Origin of the sequence: Micromonospora sp. NPDC005299 (genome assembly GCF_042872345.1) — a bacterium.
In the GTDB taxonomy this organism is placed as follows: domain Bacteria; phylum Actinomycetota; class Actinomycetes; order Mycobacteriales; family Micromonosporaceae; genus Micromonospora.
This window is the reverse complement of the sequence record NZ_JBIAKG010000008.1, coordinates 199,480-220,110: the sequence shown is the minus strand read 5'-3', so window position 1 is coordinate 220,110 and position 20,631 is coordinate 199,480. Positions and strand designations below refer to the sequence as shown.

At 74.3% G+C, this 20,631-nt stretch carries 17 protein-coding genes and 1 riboswitch; of the genes, 8 read left to right on the top strand and 9 right to left on the bottom strand.

Annotation, left to right across the window (positions count from 1 at the left end; translation table 11 throughout):
* Positions 1 to 8 precede the first annotated feature (8 nt).
* On the bottom strand, positions 9 to 1,055 hold the full coding sequence (locus ACFYPD_RS23205) for an extracellular solute-binding protein (protein ID WP_387117055.1): 1,047 nt from the start codon (positions 1,053 to 1,055) through the stop codon (positions 9 to 11).
* 51 nt (positions 1,056 to 1,106) lie between these two features.
* Positions 1,107 to 2,270: an ROK family protein gene (locus ACFYPD_RS23200; RefSeq protein ID WP_387117052.1), complete on the bottom strand. Its 1,164-nt coding sequence runs from the start codon at positions 2,268 to 2,270 to the stop codon at positions 1,107 to 1,109.
* A gap of 422 nt (positions 2,271 to 2,692) precedes the next feature.
* Here ACFYPD_RS23200 and ACFYPD_RS23195 point away from each other — a divergent pair, with 422 nt between their 5' ends.
* A complete protein-coding gene (locus ACFYPD_RS23195) occupies positions 2,693 to 5,389 on the top strand; it encodes a sugar-binding protein (RefSeq protein WP_387117049.1) in 2,697 nt (898 codons plus the stop codon).
* 55 nt (positions 5,390 to 5,444) lie between these two features.
* Here the strand turns inward: ACFYPD_RS23195 and ACFYPD_RS23190 are convergent, their stop codons facing one another.
* The 4 genes from ACFYPD_RS23190 to ACFYPD_RS23175 form a co-directional block, all read right to left on the bottom strand.
* A complete protein-coding gene (locus tag ACFYPD_RS23190) occupies positions 5,445 to 7,721 on the bottom strand; it encodes a hypothetical protein (RefSeq protein ID WP_387117046.1) in 2,277 nt (758 codons plus the stop codon).
* On the bottom strand, positions 7,718 to 8,704 hold the full coding sequence (locus ACFYPD_RS23185) for a glycosyltransferase family 2 protein (RefSeq protein WP_387117043.1): 987 nt from the start codon (positions 8,702 to 8,704) through the stop codon (positions 7,718 to 7,720). The genes ACFYPD_RS23190 and ACFYPD_RS23185 overlap by 4 nt, the downstream gene beginning before the upstream one ends.
* A 95-nt stretch (positions 8,705 to 8,799) precedes the next feature.
* Positions 8,800 to 10,521: a glycoside hydrolase family 3 protein gene (locus ACFYPD_RS23180; protein WP_387117041.1), complete on the bottom strand. Its 1,722-nt coding sequence runs from the start codon at positions 10,519 to 10,521 to the stop codon at positions 8,800 to 8,802.
* Positions 10,522 to 10,555: 34 nt separating this feature from the next.
* Positions 10,556 to 11,047, bottom strand: a complete 492-nt coding sequence (locus ACFYPD_RS23175; protein WP_387117038.1) for a DUF3145 domain-containing protein — start codon at positions 11,045 to 11,047, stop codon at positions 10,556 to 10,558.
* Between the two features lie 331 nt (positions 11,048 to 11,378).
* Here ACFYPD_RS23175 and ACFYPD_RS23170 point away from each other — a divergent pair, with 331 nt between their 5' ends.
* Complete coding sequence (locus tag ACFYPD_RS23170) at positions 11,379 to 11,708, top strand: hypothetical protein (RefSeq protein WP_387117035.1); 330 nt, start codon at positions 11,379 to 11,381, stop codon at positions 11,706 to 11,708.
* Between the two features lie 63 nt (positions 11,709 to 11,771).
* Here the strand turns inward: ACFYPD_RS23170 and ACFYPD_RS23165 are convergent, their stop codons facing one another.
* Positions 11,772 to 12,383: a carbonic anhydrase gene (locus tag ACFYPD_RS23165; protein ID WP_387117032.1), complete on the bottom strand. Its 612-nt coding sequence runs from the start codon at positions 12,381 to 12,383 to the stop codon at positions 11,772 to 11,774.
* Between the two features lie 151 nt (positions 12,384 to 12,534).
* Between ACFYPD_RS23165 and ACFYPD_RS23160 the strand changes: the two genes are divergently transcribed.
* From ACFYPD_RS23160 to ACFYPD_RS23140, 5 genes are all read left to right on the top strand, one after another.
* Positions 12,535 to 13,476: an alpha/beta fold hydrolase gene (locus ACFYPD_RS23160; RefSeq protein WP_387117029.1), complete on the top strand. Its 942-nt coding sequence runs from the start codon at positions 12,535 to 12,537 to the stop codon at positions 13,474 to 13,476.
* A 109-nt stretch (positions 13,477 to 13,585) separates the two neighbouring features.
* Positions 13,586 to 15,700, top strand: coding sequence for a HelD family protein (locus tag ACFYPD_RS23155; protein WP_387117027.1), 2,115 nt, complete (start codon positions 13,586 to 13,588; stop codon positions 15,698 to 15,700).
* Between the two features lie 88 nt (positions 15,701 to 15,788).
* Entirely contained in the window at positions 15,789 to 16,703 is a 915-nt protein-coding gene (locus ACFYPD_RS23150) for a cation diffusion facilitator family transporter (protein ID WP_387117024.1), read from the top strand.
* A gap of 143 nt (positions 16,704 to 16,846) precedes the next feature.
* Positions 16,847 to 16,977, top strand: a riboswitch (cyclic di-AMP (ydaO/yuaA leader).
* 4 nt (positions 16,978 to 16,981) lie between these two features.
* A complete protein-coding gene (locus tag ACFYPD_RS23145; RefSeq protein ID WP_387117021.1) occupies positions 16,982 to 18,058 on the top strand; it encodes a coiled-coil domain-containing protein in 1,077 nt (358 codons plus the stop codon).
* A gap of 99 nt (positions 18,059 to 18,157) precedes the next feature.
* On the top strand, positions 18,158 to 18,667 hold the full coding sequence (locus ACFYPD_RS23140) for a hypothetical protein (RefSeq protein WP_387117019.1): 510 nt from the start codon (positions 18,158 to 18,160) through the stop codon (positions 18,665 to 18,667).
* 1 nt (position 18,668) lies between these two features.
* Here ACFYPD_RS23140 and ACFYPD_RS23135 read toward each other — a convergent pair whose 3' ends face one another.
* Positions 18,669 to 19,121, bottom strand: coding sequence for an SRPBCC family protein (locus tag ACFYPD_RS23135; RefSeq protein WP_387117016.1), 453 nt, complete (start codon positions 19,119 to 19,121; stop codon positions 18,669 to 18,671).
* Between the two features lie 130 nt (positions 19,122 to 19,251).
* On the bottom strand, positions 19,252 to 19,611 hold the full coding sequence (locus ACFYPD_RS23130; protein ID WP_313718855.1) for an STAS domain-containing protein: 360 nt from the start codon (positions 19,609 to 19,611) through the stop codon (positions 19,252 to 19,254).
* Between the two features lie 437 nt (positions 19,612 to 20,048).
* Here ACFYPD_RS23130 and ACFYPD_RS23125 point away from each other — a divergent pair, with 437 nt between their 5' ends.
* Positions 20,049 to 20,453, top strand: coding sequence for a hypothetical protein (locus tag ACFYPD_RS23125; RefSeq protein ID WP_387117013.1), 405 nt, complete (start codon positions 20,049 to 20,051; stop codon positions 20,451 to 20,453).
* The last annotated feature ends 178 nt before the right edge of the window (positions 20,454 to 20,631 follow it).

Sequence of the window (20,631 nt, the reverse complement as noted above, 5' to 3'; positions counted from 1 at the left end):
CCCGGAGGTCAGCCCTTGTTCTTGATCTGGCTGTTCCAGTGGTTGATCCACTCGGTCTCGTTCTTGCCGACCACGTCCCAGTTGACGTCCAGCGGCTTGAGGTTGAGCTGGTTCAGCCACTCCGGCTTCTGGGCGATGTCCACGGCCGGGATCTGGTAGTAGTCCTTGGCCAGGTCGGCGCGGAGCGAGTCGTCGAACAGGAACTCGATGAACTTCTGCGCGCCGGTGGTGTTGCCGCCCTTGACCGCGGCCAGGCCGTCGACCAGGACCGGGGCGCCGGAGGCCGGCATCACGTACCCGAAGGGCATGTTGGACTGGTTGGCCTGGAGCAGGATGTCCTGCAGGTTCCACGCGCTGAGGACGCCCTGCTGGCGGGACATCTTGAGGTAGAGGTCGGTCGGGTTGGCCGCGTAGGCGCCGGTGTTGGCGTCGAGCTTCTTCAGCCAGTCGTAGCCGGGCTGCGGGTTGCTGCCGTCCGGCGACTGCCGCTGGATCATCGAGGCGTAGATCGACCGCATCGTGCCGGAGGCCGCCACGTCACGGATGATGATCTTGTCCTTCCACTCCGGGTTCAGCAGGTCGTCCCAGTCCTTCGGGGCCTGCTCCGGGGTGAGGGCCTTGTTGTTGTACATGATGACCTCGGGCAGCAGGATCTCACCGAACCAGCGACCCTCGGAGTCCTTGTACTTGGCGTCCATCTTGCCGGCGAAGGACGGCTGCCAGGAGGCGAGCAGGTCCTCGGTGGCCCCGGCGGCCAGGCCCTGCTGGGTGCCACCCCACCAGACGTCCGCCTGCGGGTTGGCCTTCTCGGCCCGGACCCGCTCCAGGATCTCCTGCGCCCCGAGGTTGAGCACCTCGACCTTGCCCTTGTACTCGGGGTACTTGGCGGTGAACTTGTCGACGGCGAAATCGGCGACCTTCTTGTCGCGGGCCGTGTAGATCGTCAGCTTCTCGGTGCCGCCGGCGGCGTCGTCGTTCGAACCACCGCCACCGCAGGCAGTGCCGGCGGCGAGGACGGTGGCGAGCGCTCCGGCGAGAAGAAGTCGACGTCTCATGTGGTACCTCCGAGGGGTGTGGGGGGAACTGCGTTGTTCTGAAGGGAGAGGTCAGGGGGCCGGCAGCAGGGTGGACAGTCCCGCCGCGGCAGCGGAGAGCGCGAAGCTGACGGCGCCGTGCAGCACCGCCCGGTCGCCGAGGACCGCCCGGCGTACCTCGGTCGGGCTCGGCGCCGCGGCCGAGACCAGGGCCTGGAGCCGGTCCACGGCGGCGTCGTCCAGCTCGGCGGCGGCCCCGCTGAGCAGGACCCGGCCGGGATCGACCACGCAGGCGCAGGAGACGATGAGCCGGGACCAGGCAGCGAGGACCTCGTCCAGGTAGGCGGCGGCCCGGTCGTCGGCGGCGGCCAGGTCCACCAGCGCCCGGACGGGCGACTCGGGACGGCGGCCCGGGGCCAGGGCCACCACCCGCTCGGCGATGGCGCTCTCCGACCAGCGGGCCTCGAACGGGCCGACCCCGTCGTGCCCCCGGTCGGCCGGATCGAGCGGCAGGAAGCCGACCTCGCCGGCAGCCCCGCCGGCGCCTCGGCGGACCTGTCCGTCCAGCACCAGGCCGGCACCGATGCCGTCGGCCACGTGCAGCAGGAGAAGGTCGGCGACGTCCGCGCCGGCACCGGCGGCGAGCTCGCCGGCGGCCATCAGGTTCACGTCGTTGTCCACCACCACCGGCACGCCGAGCCGCCGCTGGACCGACTCCCCTATCGGCTGTCCCTCGACCAGGCCGACCGACGGGGCGAGCCGGACCGCGCCACCGGAGGAGACGCCGGGTGCGGCGATGGCCACCCCGCGCAGCGCCGGCAGTCCGTCGCCGGCCAGCTCGGGCACCGCCTTGCAGATCAGCTCGACGATGTCGCCGGTGAGCCGGACCGTCCGGTGGGCGACCACGGCGCCATCGCTGTCGGCGATCTCGTAGCTGATCCGGGACGGCTCCAGCGAGACGGCGGCGACCAGTTCGGCGCGGGGGTTGAACTCCAGCATGGCCCGCGGCCGTCCGGCCCGGGACGCACCGGGTCCGCGTTCGATCAGGTAGCCCTCGGCGATGAGGTCGCGGACCAGCGGGGTGAGCGTGGCCGGGCTCAGCCCGGTGAGCTCGGTCAACTCGGCACGGGAGAGCACCCGCACTTGGCGGGCGGCGGAGATCACGGAGAGCCGCTTGATCTCCTTCGACCGCTCCCGGCTCACCGGGCTCGTCGGTGGCGTCACCACGTCAGTCACACTTCCTTCCTACGGCGAACGAACTATCTAGTCAAGTAACGAAAGCGTCTCGGCCGCGCGACAAGGCGGTTATGAGCTGCGGAAATGTTCAGGAATCCGGTCACCAGGGGACAGTGCTCTCCCGGCGAGGATCACGATCACAAGCGCTCTTGGTGGCGACTTAGTTTCTTTCGCAAATTAAGAAAGATCTTGCACGGCATTGACGGGCCGCCGCGCCGGTCCCTAGCGTCACCGGGCGAAGGCCTTCCAGTGTGTACGGCGACCCCGTGCCGCTGCGTACCCGGTGACCCCGGGCGCCGTCCGGCGCCCGCCGTCCCGTCGCTCACCCACCACCGTCCGAACGCGACCACCACGTCGACGCGACACCCGCGTCCGACGGCGATGACCGCTGCCCGGACCTCGCCACAGCCGGAAGGATCCGCATGCGACTCAAGGCGTTCCTGCTCCCCACGGCACTCGCCCTGGCCCTCTCCGGGGTCCCGGGCCCGGCCCTCGCCGCCCCCGCGCCGAACCGCCCCGCCGACGGCGTCGACCTCGATGTGCTCTTCGTCAGCGCCCACCCGGACGACGAGGCGGGCAGCCTCGCGACCCTGGGCCAGTGGAAGGAGCGTTACGGCGCGAAGGCCGGCGTCGTGACCATCACCCGGGGCGAGGGCGGCGGCAACGCCGTCGGCCTCGAGGAAGGCCCGCCCCTCGGCATCATCCGCGAGCGTGAGGAGCGCACCGCGATCGGCAAGGCCGGGGTGGAGAACCTGTACAACCTGGACCGGGTCGACTTCTGGTACACCGCCTCCGCGCCGCTCTCCGAGCGGATCTGGGGGCACGACGACACCCTCGCCCAGATCGTGCGCGTGATCCGGCAGACCCGCCCGGAGATCGTGATGACGATGAACCCGTCGCCGACCCCGGGCAACCACGGCAACCACCAGCAGGCCGCCCGGTTCGCCGCCGAGGCCTTCTACGCCGCCGCCGACCCGACCGCCTTCCCCGAGCAGCTCTCGAAGGAGGGCCTGCAGCCCTTCCGGCCGGCGAAGTTCCTGCGTACGGGTGGCACCGGCACCTCGACGGCCGGCCCGGCGTGCGCGACGAACTTCGTCCCGACGGTGCCGACCGACCAGGTCTTCGGCATCTGGGAGGGCACCCCGAGCAGCACTGGGAAGACCTGGGCGGAGATCGAGGTGGACGCCCGCCGCGACTACGCCACCCAGGGCTGGGCCGGCACCGCCGCCGCCCCCACCGACCCGGCGAAGGTCCGCTGCGACTTCTACACCCTGGTCGACAGCCGGGTCCCGTACGACCCGGCGGACACCTCGCCGGAGGCGATCCTGCGCGGTTCGGTGCTGCCAGCCGCTGCCGGAGGGCTGCCCCGGGGCACCGAGCTGTACCTGACCACCGACCGGTTCGACCTCGCCCCCGGCGAGACCGTCGAGGTCACCGCCCACGTCCGGGCCCCCCGGGACCGGGCCCTGCCCTCGCCCCGGCTCGCGTTGCGGCTGCCGCAGGGCTGGACCGCCACCGGCTCCGGCGCCCTGCGCGGCGCGGTGCCGGCGGGCGGGGAGCGGACCGCCACCTTCACCGTCACCGTGCCGGCCGACGCCGACACCAACCAGCAGCGGCTGGTCGGCGCGACCCTGACCACCGCCCGGGGCGCCGGGCGTACCGACCGGGCGGTCCGGGTGGTCGCCGACGTGCGGGGCACTCTGGAGCCGCTGCCCGAGGTGGGCACCTTCCGGGACTGGGCCGGGGCGAGCGGCTACCCGCAACTGGACACTCTGATCAAGCCGGTGCTCAGCCTCGGCTCCGGACAGAGCCGTACCGTCCGGGTGGACCTGCGCAACCACGGCGAGACCACGCAGCACGGCGAGGTCGCCCTCGGCCTGCCGAAGGGGTTCGCCGCCGACACCGCCACGAAGAGCTACCCCGACCTGGCCCCCGGTGCGACCGGCGCGGTGACCTTCACCGTCACCAACACCGACGCCACCCTGCCCACCGCCAACTCCGGCGGCACGGACGGCGACTACGGGATCACCATCACGACCACCAGCGCCGCCGGCAGCACCGTCGAGACCGGCGCCCTGGAGCTCGTCCCGACCAGCGAGGTGCCGCGCGCCGGGACCGACCGCGTGGTGGACGGGGTGGCCGCCCCCGGCGAGTACCCCGGCCCGGAGCTGGACCTCTCCCGGATCTGGGAGGGCGAGGCCACCACGCCGCAGGACGCGTCGGCGACCGGGCGGATCGCCTGGACCGATGACGCCCTGAAGGTCTACGTGCAGGTCACCGACGACGTGCTCGGCACGAAGGTGGTGCCGCAGGACTGCAAGCGGCAGCGCCGCACCGACAGCGTGGAGATCATCGTCGACCCGAAGGGGAACTCGGCCGACACCTCCACCGTGTTCAAGGCGGGCATCTTCCCGGTCACCGACGACCCGGCCAAGGGCGACCCGCCCTGCTGGCAGCGGGACGCCGACAACCGCCAGGGGCCGGGCGCGACGACCGCGCCGGGGATGACCGTGGTCAGCAAGGTCAGCGCGCCGTACACCGGCTACACCATCGAGGCGAGCATCCCGTTCGCGGTGCTGCCGGACGCGGTCGACCCGGCCCGGATGGGCTTCAACGTGCTGGTCTACGACTCGGACACCCAGGACCTCACCTCCCAGTCCCGACTGGGCTGGTCCACCTTCACCGGGGTACGGGCCGACCCGTACCGGTACGGCCTGGTCACCCTGCCCGGGTACGCGCCGGCGGCCCGCCAGCCGAGCGTCCCGGTCTTCCCGGACACCGCCGCGCGCAGCGTGCACAGCCCGCAGACCATCGCCCAGTCGGCGACGGACGGGGTCGCCCCGGCGGCCGTGCCGCGGCTGCCGGCAAAGGCGCTGCGGCTCACCGACCTCCGTGCGGTCACCGGTGGTGTCTCGGTCACCCTCCGGGCGGACCGGTCCGGCACCGCGTACCTGTACGGCTGGGACGGTGACCGGCCCACGGGCGACCGCATGGTGACCCTGACCGCCGGCTCGCCGGTGACCGTGGTGGTGCCGGTGACCGCCGGTTCCACGACGTCGCTGCTGGCCGCGTTCGAGGCGGACGGCGGCGCGCTGGCCCGCCGGCTACCCCTGAGCTGACGCCGAAGGAAGGGCCCCTTGTCAACGCACGTCTGTTGACAAGGGGCCCTTCCTTTCACCGCAGCCGGTAGACGGCCGTCCGGGAGTTCTCGAAGCGCAGGTCGGCCAGCGTCCGCAGGGCCGGCGCCTCGGAACCGACCTGCCGGTCCACCACCAGCCAGCGCACCCCGTACCGGTCGCGCAGGGCGGCCAGGCCGGCGGCCGTCGGGGCGGTGAAGGCCACGTCGTTGGCGCGTTGCCGCTCGACGTCCCAGAACGGCGCGTACGGGCCGTCCGGCCGCCCGACCATCCGGGGCGCGAACGCCCATCCCTCGACCAGCACCGACCGCTCGGCGTAGCCGCTGAGCCAGAACGACCGGGCGTCGCACCACCCGTCCACCATCTCCCGGCAGTGCGCGTTGGTGGCGAGCACGTCGTCCGGGGCGCTGTGCGCCCGCACCCAGCGGGCCGCCTCGACCCGGGAGGCGGGCATCGCCACGACCGGGTACGCCCCGCCGTTCGGGTAGACCCTGGTCGCCGCGGCGTCCAGCACCAGCCCCGGCGCACCGGCGGTCAGCACGGCGGTGAGCAGCACGAGCCCGCCCCGCCCGGCCAGCCCCGGCCAGCGCCCCACCAGGGCCGGCCAGCACAGGGCCACCAGCACCGCCGGCACCGTCAGCACGGCCGCCCAGCGGAGCAGCGGCAGCACCGGGGCGTACGCGGGGACGGCCGGCGAGCTGGTCGCGGAGTCGAGCTGCACCGCGGTGAGCAGCACGGCGAACCCGGCGGTGCCCGCGCCGAGCAGCCACCGGCCCCGGGCGGAGAGGGCGGCCCGGCCGGCCACCTCGACCCAGCCCCACGCGGAGACCAGCACCCCGAAGGCGAACCCGGTCCGGGTGAAGTACTGGTTGCTGCTGCCGGGATGCCCGACGAGCAGGTAGATCGCCGGGCCGGCGAGCGCGCCGCCGAGCAGGAACACCTGCACCGGTTCGACCCGCCGGCGGCGCAGCCGGAGCAGGGCCGCCGCGCCGGCGACCCGGAGTTGGAGGTTGAGCAGGAACGCCACCGCGACCAGCACCCAGTACAGCGCGGTCACCCCCGCCGGCCGGTCGGTCGGCACGTACGGGCGCAGCCCCGAGAACGGATCCAGGACCACGCCGTGGCTCTCGAAGGCGAACAGCACCGCGGTGGCGAACACCTGCGCGGCCAGGGCCAGGCCGGCGGCGACCAGCACCGTCCGGGGCAGCCGCCGGCGGGCCACCAGGGTCACCGCGGCGGTGACACCGAGCGCGGCCAGCACCACCGGCAGTGAACTGGCCTTCGCGCCGGTCGACGCGGCGAGGAAGAGGACCGCCAGCGCCCAGGCGCCGCGGCCCAGCGCGGGCACGGTCACCCCGCGCGCCCGGCCGACGATCTCACAGAGCGCGGCGATCAGCGGCAGCAGCAACACCCAGCTGTACGTCATCGACGGGCTGCCCCAGACGATGAAGGTGGCCTGGCTGCCGAAGAGCTGCCGCCAGCCGTTCTCGAAGCCGAACTCGCCCACGGTGAACAGCAGCGCGGCGGCCACCACCCCGGCGTACGGCCGGCCGGTGATCCGCCAGCCGACCACGGCCATCAGCACGGCGGCGAGCGCGCAGAGCGCGGGCACGGCGAGCCGGAACAGCACCGTGGGCAGGTCCACCCCGCTGACCAGGCTGGTGGCGGCCAGGTGGGCGAAGCCGAACCAGTGGTAGTGCAGCGGCTCCCCGGCGACCTGCGGCACCTCCGGCGGCACCTGGTGGGTGGCCGCCCCGGCGATGGAGAGCTGGAAGGCCAGGTCGAGGTACTGGGCCTGCCCCTCGTCGGTGGGCAGCACCGGGTTGACGGCGAGGAACGAGCCGTACAGGTAGAGGGTGAAGCCGACCACCACCCCCGCCAGCGACCAGGCCCAACCGGCCGGGACGACGGTGGGGTGGCGGACCCGCCAGTGCCGGCGCAGCCGGGGCACGGCGGCGAACGGCGCCACCACGGCGAGCGGCCAGAGCCGCAGCCAGCCGGGCAGCCCGACCGCGGTGAACCCGGCCCACGCGACCAGCTCCAGCACCAGGCCGACGGCCGCGCCCATGGCCAGGTCCTCGACCAGGGTGTGCGGCCGGCGGCGCAGCGCGCGGAACACCAGCGTCCCGGGGAGCAGCACGGCCAGCGACGCGTACGCCGTCCAGCGGGCGACCGCGCCGAGCGGGGTGCCGGCGGCGAGCAGCACGGCGACCACGGCGGCGTACCCGGCGACGGCCGGGGCCCAGCGCAGGGCGGCCGGACGGCGGCGCGGGTCGACGGCCGCCGGGGCGGCGCCGGTGGCGACGGCGGTCACCGCAGGCTGTCGGCCAGCTCGGCGGGGTCCGGGTGGGCCGGCCCGGCGGCGGCGCTGTCGCCGGCCACCAGATACGCGGGCCGGCCCTGCACGGCGGTGTAGATCCGGGCCACGTACTCGCCGAGCAGGCCGAGGCAGAGCAGCTGCACCGCGCCGAGGAAGAGGATCGCCACGTAGAGCGAGGGCCAGCCGTTGACCGTGCCTCCGGCGAACCAGGCCAGCACGGCCACCACCACCAGCACCCCGCAGACCGCCACCCCGACCAGGCCCAGCCAGGTGGCCACCCGCAGCGGGGCTGCGGAGAAGCTGGTGACGCTCTCGGCGGCCAGCCCGGCCATCCGGGACAGCGGGTACTTCGTCCGGCCGGCGGCGCGTTCCTGCCGCTCGTAGGTCACCTCGGCGCTCGTGAAGCCGAGCCAGGGCACCACCAGCCGGAGCACCGGGCTGCGCTCGGGCAGCTCCCGCAGCGCCTCCACGACGGCCCGGCTGAGCAGCCGGAAGTCGCCGGCCTGGGCGGGAACCTGCTCACCGACCAGCCGCCGGACCAGGCGGTAGTAGCCGCCGGCGCTCCACCGCTTGAACCGGGTGTCCCGGCTGCGGTCGGTCCGCACGGCGTAGACCACGTCCACGCCGTCGGCGCGGGCCCGGCGGAGCAGTTCGACGATCACCTCGGGCGGGTCCTGGAGGTCGGCGTCGATGCTCACCACGTACGCGCCCCGGGCGCGGAGCAGGCCGGCGTGCAGGGCCGCCTGGTGCCCGCTGTTGCGGCGCAGCCGCAGCACCCGCAGCTCGGGCCAGCCGACCCGCAGCGCGGCCAGCGCCGCCGGGGTGGCGTCGGTGCTGCCGTCGTCGACGGCCACCACCTCGTACGCCTCGCCGAGCCCGTCGAGCACGCCGCGCAGCCGGACGGCCAGCAGCGGGAGGACGGCCTCCTCGTTGAACATCGGCACCACCACGGACAGGGCCGGCTGCGGCGCGGTCACGGCACTCGACCCCCCGGATTCCCTGGCGGCGGACCGGGCCGACGCTACCAGTCGGGCAGGTCAGGACCGGGTCGGTCGCCCGGCACCCGCCCCGATCAGGTGCCGCAGGTGGTGGCGGGCAGGCCGGACACCTTCACCGGGGAGCGGCCGGTCGGGCGGGCCTTGCCGGCGAGCACCGCGGCCAGCGCGGTCATCGACGCCCGGGTGGACGAGTAGGTGGCCAGCAGGGTCGGTGACTTCGCCCCGGCCAGCACGTACGGGGTGTCCATGGCCACCGTCACGGTGGCGTCGGCGCGCAGGTCCTTGCTCCCGTCGCCGTACCCGACGAGGTGCACCACGGTGCCGCCGCTCGGCACCACCTTCACCCCCGCGGCGGTGAGCGCCTCGGCCAGCGCGGCCCGGGTGCGGTCCCGTCCCGCGGCGGAGGTGACGGTGACCGGGCCGGCCACCGGGCTGCCGCACCGGCCGCGCAGCATGGTCACCGCGGCGGCGGCCAGGTCGGCGGCGGCCTTGCGGTGCGCGGCGCTGTCCAGCGTCGACAGCGCCGGCGCCGGCCGGTCGGCCAGCTTGAACTTCATGGTCAGCACCCGGGTGACCGCCTCCACCAGCCGGGTCCGGGGCAGCGAGCCGTCCTTGAGCGCGGCGCGCAGCCCGTCGTACGCCTGGCCCACGTTCGGGGTCATCAGGATGAGGTCGTTGCCGGCGTTCAACGCGCGGACCGCGGCCTCCCCCGGCGACCACCGCTTGGCCGGCGCCATGTTCATCCCGTCGGTGATCACCACGCCCTGGAAGCCGAGCTGGCCGCGGAGCACGTCGGTGAGAAGCTTGTGGGAGAAGGTGGCCGGGGTGCCCGGGTCGACCGCCTTGACGTCCAGGTGGGCGGACATCACCGCCATGGCGCCGGCGTCGATCCCGGCGTGGAACGGCGGGAACGCGGTGCGGTCCAGCACGGCGCGGGACTGCCCGACCACCGGCAGGTCGGTGTGCGAGTCGGCGGCGGTCAGCCCGTGCCCGGGGAAGTGCTTGACGGCGGCCCCGACCCCCTCGGCCTGCAGGCCGCGGACCGCGCCGGCGACCTGGGCCGACGCGGTCTTCGGGTCGGCGCCGAAGGAGCGGGAGCCGATCACCGTGCTGCGGGTGGCCAGCACGTCGGCGACCGGCGCGAAGTCCAGGTTGACGCCCATGGCGGCCAGCTCGGCGCCGGCGGCCCGCCAGGCGGCCTCGGTCAGCGCCGGGTTGCCGGCGGCGCCGGCGGCGAGCGGGCTGGGCAGCAGGGTCACCCCGTCGGTGATCCGGGTGACCACGCCGTACTCCTGGTCGGTGCCGATCAGGAAGGGAGCGGGGCCGGCGGGCAGGCGGCCGGCGGCCGCGCGCAGGCCGTCGGTCAGCGCGCGAACCTGCTTCGGGTTGTCGACGTTGGTGGTGGCCTGGTTGCCCGAGGTGGGGTCGTCGGCGCTGAAGCCGACCAGGATCAGGCCGCCGAGGCGGTACTTCGCGACCATCTCCGCGGGGGTGTCGACCCCGGCCAGGGCCCGGTTGCCGGCCGCCGACCCGGGCGAGACCTTCGTCGCCGAACTGCCGTACGCGTAGGGCATCAGCACCTGGCCGACGAGATCCTCGTCGGAGAGCGTCGCCACCCGGGCGGCCGCCCGGGCGGCCGGGTCGGCGCCGCTCGGGGCGGGGGCCGCCGACGACGGGGCCGGCGCCGGGCTCGACGGGGTCGGTCGGGGCCGTTCGGGCTCACCCGAGCACCCGGAGACGAGCAGCGCGGTCAGTGCGGCGAGCGCGACGCAGGCGCGGCGCGGGGAAATCGACACGCGCCCCACCGTATCGGGGCAACTTGACCTTCCGTCAGCCCACCCTGGTGAGCAGTGTCACGGGCGCGCCGTCCCCGGCGTACCGGTAGGGCTCCAACTCGGCGTCCCAGGCGGTGCCGAGCGCCTTGTCCAAGGCGTGCGCGAGCGCCTCCGGGGCCCGGGCGGTGGCCATGATGCTGCGCAGCCGGTCCTCGCCGAGTTGGATGTCACCGGCCGCACCCACGGTGGCCCGGAACAGGCCGCGCCCCGGGACGTACATGAAGCGCTCGCCGTCGACCCCCGGACTGGGCTCCTCGGTGACCTCGAAACGGATCATGGGCCACTGCCGGAGGGCAGCAGCCAGCTCCGCGCCCGTCCCCGGGCTGCCGGTCCACCCGCACTCGGCGCGCCGCGCCCCGGGATCGACGGGCTGGGCCGTCCAGTGCAGGTTGACCGGCGCGACGAGGACGCGCGCGATCGCCCACTCGACGTGCGAGCACACGGCGAGCGGGGTCGAGTGGACGTATACGACGCCACGCGTTGGCACGGTGACCTCCCGGTGAGCCGAGGTGCGTCTTCCCCTACGACCTCGTCCACCCGAGTGGCCTCTGAAACACATGATGACCTGTGTGACGGATGGTGCGCCAGCGAATCGGAAAATTCGCCGGTGCCGGTGACCGGGAAATACCCGGGCGGCTGACCTGGTTGTGCTCCCTGACGGCGCGACGACCAGCCAGGCGTCGAGCTCGTGTACAGTTCTCTGGGCGGTTCTGTGCCGCCGCACGTCTTCGCGGGCTGACGCTCACCCCGGGCGTCAAACCGCACATACAGCCCCCGGACGGTTTCCGTCCTCCCGTACGTCTGCAAGGAGTACCTCCGTGGCGAGCAACACCTCTAAGACCGCGCGCGCGTCAGTCCGGGCCGGCCAGGCTGGCCAGGGTGGCGCCCTCAGCGTGCTGGGCGAGTTCAAGTACCTGATCCCGCTGAACGGCGGCAAGCACGCCTACGTGCGCAACCTGACCAACGGCAAGACCGCGCACCTGCGCACCGACTCCGAGGCCTTCGTCGAGGAGATCCGGGTGCTGGCCGCCGCCGGCCACGCCGCCAAGGTCCGCGCCGAGATCAACGCGCTGGCCGCCGTCCACCCGGACCACGGCTGGGACAAGACCGAGAAGCGTCTCGTCGAGGCCGGCGTCTTCGAGGGCTGAGCGCCCTCACCGCGACACCACGAACCGCCCGCCGGGGTCACCCCGGCGGGCGGTTCTGTCTTCTCACTCCTCGGGCAGCAGCGCCACCTCGCCGGTGGCCAGGTCGTAGAGGGCGCCGACCACGGCCACCTCCCCGGCCGCCACCGGGCCGGCCAGCAGGTCGTCGGCGCGCAGGGTGGCCACCGTCCGCCGGACGTGCCGGCGGATGGCGAGGGGGTGGGCGTCCGGGTCGTCCGCGCCGACCTCGTGAACCGCCGGCGTGATCCGGTCCACCACGTAGCCGAGCGCGCCGGCCGGGCGGCGCCCGCTGCGCAGCGCGTCGACCGCCGAGCCCACCGCGCCGCAGCGCTCGTGGCCGAGCACCATCACCAGCCGCACGCCGAGCTGCCCCACCACGTACTCGATCGAGCCGCAGACCGCCCGGTCGAGCACGTGCGCGCCGGTGCGGATCACGCAGATCGAGCCGAACGTCTGGTCGAAGATCGCCTCCAGCGGCACCCGCGAGTCGATGCAGCCCAGCACCACGGCGTACGGCTGCTGGTCGCCCGAGGCCACGGCGGCGGCGGCGGTGACGTCGTGGCCGTGCACCGGCTGCCCGCTGACGAAGCGCCGGTTGCCGGAGAGCAGCTCGGCCAGGGCGGCCCGGGGCGTGCGGGCGGCGGGAGTGGGCGGCATGCCCTACAGCCTGGTCACCGATCCGGCGCGGGGAGGCGGGGTTGGGAATCTTCTCACCACCCCGGTTGCCGTGCTGTCATGACGGGTACGCCGGTGTGACCGCCGGGTCACTCCGGTGCGCAGACACCGGTCGGCCCGGGGGAGGTGGAAGATGCCGGAGCACCTGGAGGTGCGGCTTCCCGACGGCGTACGCCTGCACGTGACGGCGACCGGACCGGTCGACGCCGAGGTCACCGCCATCCTGCTGCACGGCTGGACGCTGGACGGGCGCAGCTGGCACCACCAGGTCGCCGGCCTGCGCGACCGGTTCGGCGACCGGGTCCGGGTGCTCACCTACGACGCCCGCGGGCACGGCCGGTCGAGCTGCATGGCGCTGCGCACCGCCACCCTGGCCCAGCTCGGCGACGACCTGGCCGCCGTCGTCGACCAGTTCGTCCCGTCCGGCCGGATCGTGCTGGTCGGGCACTCGATGGGCGGGATGACCGTGATGGAGTACGCCCACCGTCACCTCGACCACTTCGCCGGCCGCGTCGCCGGCCTGGTCTTCGTCTCGACCACCGCCGAGGGGCACACCCACACCGCCTACGGGCTCTCCCCCCGGATCGCCCGGCTGATCCGGCTCGCCGAGACCACCGGCGCCGGGGTGCTGGCCCGCTGCGGTGCCTGGCGCCCGCCGCACGCGCTGCTGCGCGCGCTGCGCCCCAGCATCCGCTGGATGCTCTTCGGCGACCGCTGTGAGCCCGCCGACATCCGGCTGGTCACCTCGGCGGTGGCGCACGCCTCGCTGCGCTCGATCGGCGGGTTCCGCGCCTCGATCGGGGCCCAGCACCGGCTGGACACCCTCGCGGCGCTCGGCCGGTTGCCGGCCGCCGCGCTGGTCGGCGACCGGGACCGGCTCACCCCGCCGCCGTGCGCCGAGTCGATCGCCGCGGCGCTGCCCACCACCGAGCTGACCGTCTGCCCGGGCGCCGGTCACATGCTGATGATGGAACGCCCCGACGAGGTGACCGCGGCCGTCGCCGGGGTGCTGCACCAGGTGCTCTCGGGGACAGATGCGGGCACGTCCGGGCAGCGGGTGGGAACGCCCGGATAACGGGCAACCCGGACGGGCGGGCAGCGGGTAGCGGCATGGCCCCGACACGGGCCGGGTCGGCGGCCCGTACCCTCATTCAGCCCGCCGTCTGACCACAGGAGCCCCCGCGTTGAGCGACCAGACCACCCTGGAACGGGAGATCGCCATCGAGCAACGGCATCTCGACCGGGTGTACGCCCGGCTGGCCGAACTGCGGCGGTCGGCCGCCGACGCCGAGCGGGAGGGCTACCGGCTGGCCCGGGTCGGCAACTTCGGCGCGCTGGTCGAGCGGGACGCGATGGTCTTCCACGCCGCGCAGCGCCGGCACGTGCTGGACGCCGAGCACGAGGGGCTGGTCTTCGGCCGGCTGGACCTGCGTACCGGGCAGGTGCTGCACGTGGGCCGGCTCGGCGTGCGCGGGGAGAACGCCGAGACCCTGGTGGTGGACTGGCGGGCGCCGGCCGCCGCCGCGTTCTACCAGGCCACCCCGGCCGAGCCGCAGGGCGTGGTGCGGCGGCGCACGATCCAGTCGTCGGCGGAGCAGGTCACCCGGATCGAGGACGACCTGCTGGACCCGGAGTCGGCGCCGCCGGAGATGGCGGTGGTCGGCGACGGCGCGCTGCTGGCGACCCTGTCCCGGGCCACCGGCCACGGCATGCGGGACATCATCGCCACCATCCAGCGGGAGCAGGACGAGGCGATCCGCTCCCCGGGCAGCGGGGTCACGATCGTCTCCGGCGGCCCGGGCACCGGCAAGACGGCGGTGGCCCTGCACCGGGCCGCGTACCTGCTCTACTCCGACCGCGCCCGGTACGCGGGCGGCGGCATCCTGGTGGTCGGCCCGTCGAGCGTGTTCGTCCAGTACATCGCCTCGGTGCTCCCCTCCCTCGGCGAGGAGACGGCCACCCTGCACTCGCTGGGCTCCCTCTTCCCCGGCGTGTCGGCGACCCGGACCGACCCGCCCGACGTGGCGGCCGTGAAGGGGTCGCTGCGGATGCGCCGGGTGCTGGAACAGGCGGCCCGGGACGCGGTGCCCGACTCCCCCGGCGAGCTGCGCCTGCTCTACCGGGGTGAGCTGCTGCGGCTGGAGCGGGCCGAGCTGGACGCGATCCGGGATCGGACGCTGTCCCGCGGCGCGCGCCGCAACGAGGTGCGCCGGGCGGCCTTCGACGCGGTCCTCGCCGCGCTCTGGGCGCAGGCCCGCAGGCTGCGGATCGGCCGGCTGCCGGAGCAGCCCGCGTTCGAGGACGAGATCATCGAGCGGCCGGAGTTCCGGGAGTTCCTCAAGGCCTGGTGGCCGCGGCTGCACCCACGCCACGTGCTGGGCTGGCTGGCCCGCCCGGAGCGGCTGCGCCGGTACGCCGGAGGCGTCCTGTCCGGGGCCGAGATCCGGCTGCTGACCGAGGCGTACCGGAGCCTGGACGGCGAGGGGCTGACCATCGCCGACGTGGCGCTGCTGGACGAGTTGGACGCGCTGCTCGGTCGGCCGGTGCAGCGGGCGAGGCCGAAGCGGGACCCGTTCCAACTGGCCGGCGGCGTCCGCGAGCTGAGCACGTTCGCCGACCGGCAGCGGGCTGCCCGGGCCGCCGCCCGGGAGCGCCCGGAGGACTACCGCGACTACGCCCACGTGGTGGTCGACGAGTCGCAGGACGTCTCGCCGATGCAGTGGCGGATGATCGGCCGGCGCGGGCGGCTGGCCTCCTGGACCGTGGTGGGCGACCCGGCGCAGACCGCCTGGACCGGCGACCCGCAGGAGCTGGCCCGGGCCCGGGACCAGGCGCTGGGCCGGCGCCGCCGCCAGCGGTACGAGCTGACCACCAACTACCGCAACTCGGCGGAGATCTTCGCCGTGGCAGCCGCGGAGATCCACCGCGTACACCCGGATCTCGCGTTGCCCACCGCGGTCCGTTCCACCGGGGTGGCGCCCGTCGAGCGGACGGTGCCCGCCGCCGACCTGCCCGCCGCCACCACGGCGGCGGCCCGCGCGCTGCTGGCGGAGGTCGAGGGCACGGTGGGCGTGATCACGCCGGTGCCGCGCCGTGATGAGGTGGCCGGTTGGCTGGGCGACCTCGGCGGCCGGCTCCAGGTGGTGACCAGCCTCCAGGCCAAGGGCATGGAGTACGACGGGGTGGTGCTGGTCGCTCCGAGCGAGATCCGGGCCGATCCGGGGTCGGGCGTCCGCACCCTCTACGTGGCGCTCTCCCGGGCCACCCAGCGGCTCACCACGCTCGACCCGGTCGGCTGACGACGGCCCACATCCGGCGTTCACTTGCACACATAGCGATGTGAGCATAGATTGAGCCCGCCGGCACGGTGGACGGAAGGGTGTGGGCGTGGGCGCAGGTCATGACCACAGCGGCGCGGTGACCAACGCCGCCCAGCGTCACCGGGGCCGGCTCTGGGGCGCGTTCGCGCTGCTCACCGCCTTGATGGCGGTCGAGGCGGTGGCCGCGTTCGCCACCGGCTCGCTGGCGCTGCTCTCCGACGCCGGGCACATGTTCACCGACGTCCTCGGCATCGGCATGGCGCTTGCCGCGATCAGCGCCACGCGGCACGCCGACACCGACCCGCAGCGCACCTTCGGGCTCTACCGGCTGGAGGTGCTGGCCGCGCTGGCCAACGCGGTGCTGCTCGGCGCCGTGGCCGTCTACGTCCTGGTCGAGGCGGTACGCCGGTTCGGTGAGCCGCCGGAGGTGCTCGCCGGGCCGATGCTCGCCGTGGCGGTGCTCGGCCTGCTCGCCAACATCGCCGCGTTCGCGCTGCTGCGCGCCGGCGCCGAGGAGAGCATCAACCTGCGCGGGGCGTACCTGGAGGTGCTGGGCGACCTGCTCGGCTCGCTCGGCGTGATCGGCGCCGCCGTGGTCATCGCGCTCACCGACTGGTGGTGGGCCGACCCGCTGGTCGCCGTGGCGATCGGGTTGTTCATCCTGCCGCGCACCTGGCGGCTCGGCCGGGCCGCCGTCCGGATCCTGGTGCAGGCCGCGCCGGAGCACCTCCAGGTGACCGCGGTGCACGACCGGCTGGCCGCGGTGCCCGGCGTCGCCGAGGTGCACGACCTGCACGTCTGGACGCTCACCTCGGGCATGGAGGTGGCCTCGGCACACCTGACCATGACGCCGGGCGCGGAGGTCGGCGAAGTGCTGACGGCCGCCCGGACCGCCCTGCACGAGGACTTCTCGATCGATCACGCCACGTTGCAGATCGAACCCGGAGCGTCTCCGGGGGCGTGCGGTGCGGTCGAGTGGTAATTAGGGCAATCTTAAATCCAAGTGGTTATTGTGCACTTATGCCGGTTTTGACCGGGACACCGGCTCCCACCAGCGGAGCCGTCCCGGCACAGCGCCGGTAGGCTCGATCGCGGCCCCCGCCGGGCGGCGCCCACCGGCGCCTGCGGCGGCCAGCGCCTAATCGCCCGCAGGGCGAGCCGGGGAACCACGTTCGTGGGGTGCATCCGCGTCAGCGGTAGGGATCTTCCGTCCCGAACCCGTCAGCTAACCCGGTCGGCGGTTGACGGAAGGACACGTGAATGCCCCCAGTGGCACCTGTACGACGGACGGTCGCCCGGTTGGCGGCCCTGCTCGTCGCGACGCTCGCCCTCGGCGTCGTGACCGCGCCGGTCTCCCCCGCCTCGGCGGCGTGGTCGGCTTCCCCGACCGGCCTGCTCGCCGCCGCACCCGGCGACGACGAGGGCGGGACCCCGGCGCTGCGCGCCCAGCTCGACGCGGCCAGCAAGGGCTGGCTGGAGGCGCGTACTGCGCTGAACCGCTCGGTGACCCGGCAGCAGCAGCTCACCACCCAGCTCAAGACGGTCAACGCCGAGTTGACCGTCCGCGACGCCAAGGTCGGCGAGATCGCCGGCGTGGCGTACCGATCCGGGCGGCTGGGCACGGCCGCGGCGCTGCTCGGCAGCAGCAGCCCGGAGGGCTTCATGGATCGCGCGGCGGCGCTGGAGCAGGTGGCCGCGCACGAGGACCGGGCGCTGCGCGACCTGATCGAGACCCGGGACGAGGCCACCCGCACGCAGGCCGCGCTCACCGGTGAGATCCAGGAGCAGCGCAAGCAGGTCGCCGTGATGGCCAAGCGCAAGCAGCAGGCCGAACGCGCCCTGGAGGTGGCGAACGACCGGGCGTCCAGCAGCGGTGGCGGCAGCGTGCAGGGCACCTCCTCGGCGAACGCCAAACCGGCCCCGCGCAACGCCGACGGCTCCTGGCCGCCCGAGTCGTGCAGCGTCAACGACCCGACGCCGGCCGACGGCTGCATCACCCCGCGTACGCTGCACGCGCTCCAGCAGGCCAAGGCGGCCGGCTTCACCCGCTATGTCTCCTGCCACCGGCCCAGCGGCTCGGGCGAGCACCCGAAGGGGCGGGCCTGCGACTTCGCCGCGCAGAAGGACGGCTTCGGCGGCGTGGCCACCGGCGGCGACAGGACGTACGGCAACAACCTGGCCGCCTACTTCATCCGCAACGCCGACGCGCTCGCCGTGCTCTACGTGATCTGGTTCAAGCAGATCTGGCTGCCCAGCAGCGGCTGGAAGGCGTACAGCGGGGGCAACGGCGACCCGTCCAGCGACCACACCAACCACGTGCACCTGTCGGTGTACTGATCTCCGCCCCGGCGGCACCCGGCCTACGCCCCACGACGTACGCCGGGTGTCGCCGCGCGGCCCACGACGCGACGCCCGTGACGGCCGAGCATCGGGGGCATGATTCGACTCTCCCCAGCCGGGCGCAAGGCCCTGCTCACCCTGCACCTGGTCACCTCGCTGGGGTGGCTCGGCGCCGACCTGGTGCTGCTGGCCCTCGGCGTGGCCGGGCTGCGCGGGGCCGACCCGGAGGTGATCTACCCGGCGGCCGCGCTGCTGGTCACCTGGCTGTTCGCCCCGCTGAGCGTGCTCGTCTGGCTGGTCGGGCTCGCCAGCGCGCTGCTCACCCCGTGGGGGCTGCTGCGCTGGCGCTGGGTGCTGGTGAAGTTCGCCGTGACCACCGTCGTGCTCACGCTCGTGCTGCTCCTGCTCACCCCGCGGCTCCGGCACCTCGGTGAGCTGGCCGGGGCGGCCGACGACCACCTGCGTGTCGACCTGGTGGTCGCACCGACCGTCTCCAGCACGCTGCTGCTCGTCGTGACGGTGCTGTCCACGTACAAGCCGTGGGGGCGGCTGCGGCCGGCCCGACCGGCGGCCCGGCGACCGGTGGCCGCCGGGCGGCGCGGCTGAGTCAGGCCGCCCGCCCCTCCAGGGTGGCGCCGAGCCGGCTGGCCAGGCCGAGGTGGGCCGCCCGGGCCTGCCGGAAGGCGTAGCCGAACAGCGGCGCCGGGGCGGAGAGGGTGATCTCCACGTCGATCCGCACCACCCCGTCGGGCTCGTCGCGCAGCCGGGTGTGGTTACGCACCGTGGTGGCCGGCTGCTGCCGGGCCACGGTCACGACCTCGTCCTCGTTGGCGATCAGCACATCGGCCTGGTAGGTGACCGGGAAGTGCAGCGGGCCGAGCGCCAGCCGGTCGGTGATCGCGTAGCTGGCCAGCGCCCCCGGGCGGGGCGGCAGTTGGCGGACCCGGACGATCAGCGGATGCAGCTCGCCCTGCCGGCTCAGGTCGCCGAGCAGGGCCACCGCGTGGGCCCTGGTGCACCGGGCCTGCACGGTGTAGCTGAAGCTGTCGCTGCTGAGCAAGCGGCACCCCCTCGCCGTCGTGGGTCCGCACGATCGTCCCGTACCGGAGCCGGGCTCGCAACGGGTCGAAAGGCCCTGGCCGCGGTCGGCGAGGTGGCGGGGTCCGGCGGCTCAGCGAGGGTGGGTCGGGTCAGGCGCCGGGAAGCACCTGGGGGGTGCTGTCGGCGAACCAGGGCTCGGGCGCGCCGAAGAGGCCGAGCAGGCCGGTCACCCAGAGCTGCCGGTGCACGAACCGGCTCGGCTCGGTGACCACCAGCTTGACGCCGCTGACCTCGCAGGTCTGGAAGCCGGCGACCATGGCGCTGATGCCGACCGAGTCGATGAAGGTGACGAGCCGCATGTTGAGCTCGATCCGGGAGGGGCGGCCCTTGGCGAGCACCTCGGCGATCGCTTCCCGCACCTCGTACGCGGTGTCGACGTCGATCTCCCCTCGCGGGGCGATCTGGACCACACCACCCGGCAGCACCGACTTCACGATCGACAGGCTCACGCGAGCACCTCCACTCGCCCGTACGGGCGCCTCATCAGTACGCGGGCCGCGACCGAGAGTATTCCTCCGACGGCCTCGGTCGCCACCCCTCGGGATGAGCAATTCGCGTACTGGGCACACCTGGGCATCCCAATCCGGACCTTCGGGCTCCCGTTTTCCCCGCGGCGCGGGGTCCCCACCGGTCGATCGGCCGAGCGGGGCCCGGCCGATCCGCCGACCCAGGGTAGCGGGCGGGCGCACGCCCGGGTGGCACCCGCCCCCGGCGCGTTCGGGTGGTTCGTCCGGTGCCGCGCCGATCGGCCGCGACCCGGCCCGCCCCGGTGGGTTTGCGCCGGCTCCGGTGCGGGCACTGGCCCCGGTGAGCGAACCGTCACGCGCCGGATGACACCCGGAGTCCGATTTGGCCGCCGGACTTCGGCACCCCGAGGAGGTACACCATGTTCGGATCCACCCTGCTGGACCGCCGCAGCAAGCCGGAGCGGGTCGCCGACCAGGCGTGGCAGCACCTGCTCGCCGCCGCCGGCTCCGCCGGCGGCGGCGTGCGGGACGCCGCCCGGTCGGCCCGCCGCAACTCCTCCGGCCTCGCCGACGACGCCACCGACCTGGTCGGCTCCGCCGCCGAGGAGGCCCGCCGCCGGGCCAGCCTCGCCTTCGACGCGCTCGCCGGCCGCCGGCCGGCGCTGCCCTGGACGCTGCTGATCGCCGCGGCGCTGGCCGGCGCGGCGATCGGCTGGGCCGCCGGCACCGCCGCGCGGGCCGCCGGCAGCCGGGAGCGGGACGTCGACGAGATCGAGTTCGTCGACGTCGACCGCCCCAACTCCCCCGCCGGTCTGGACGGCTGAGCCCGGACGCGACGGTGGCCGCCCCCGGCGTCGGGGCGGCCACCGTGGTGTGTGCGGTGTGGTCAACGGACGGTTGCCGTCGGTCACCCTAACCGCCGCCCGGCGGATTGTGGAAGCGCTCCCACTCACTCCGTCCACCCGCATCGGGTGAGGGCGGGTCACCCGGAGCGCGCGCAGG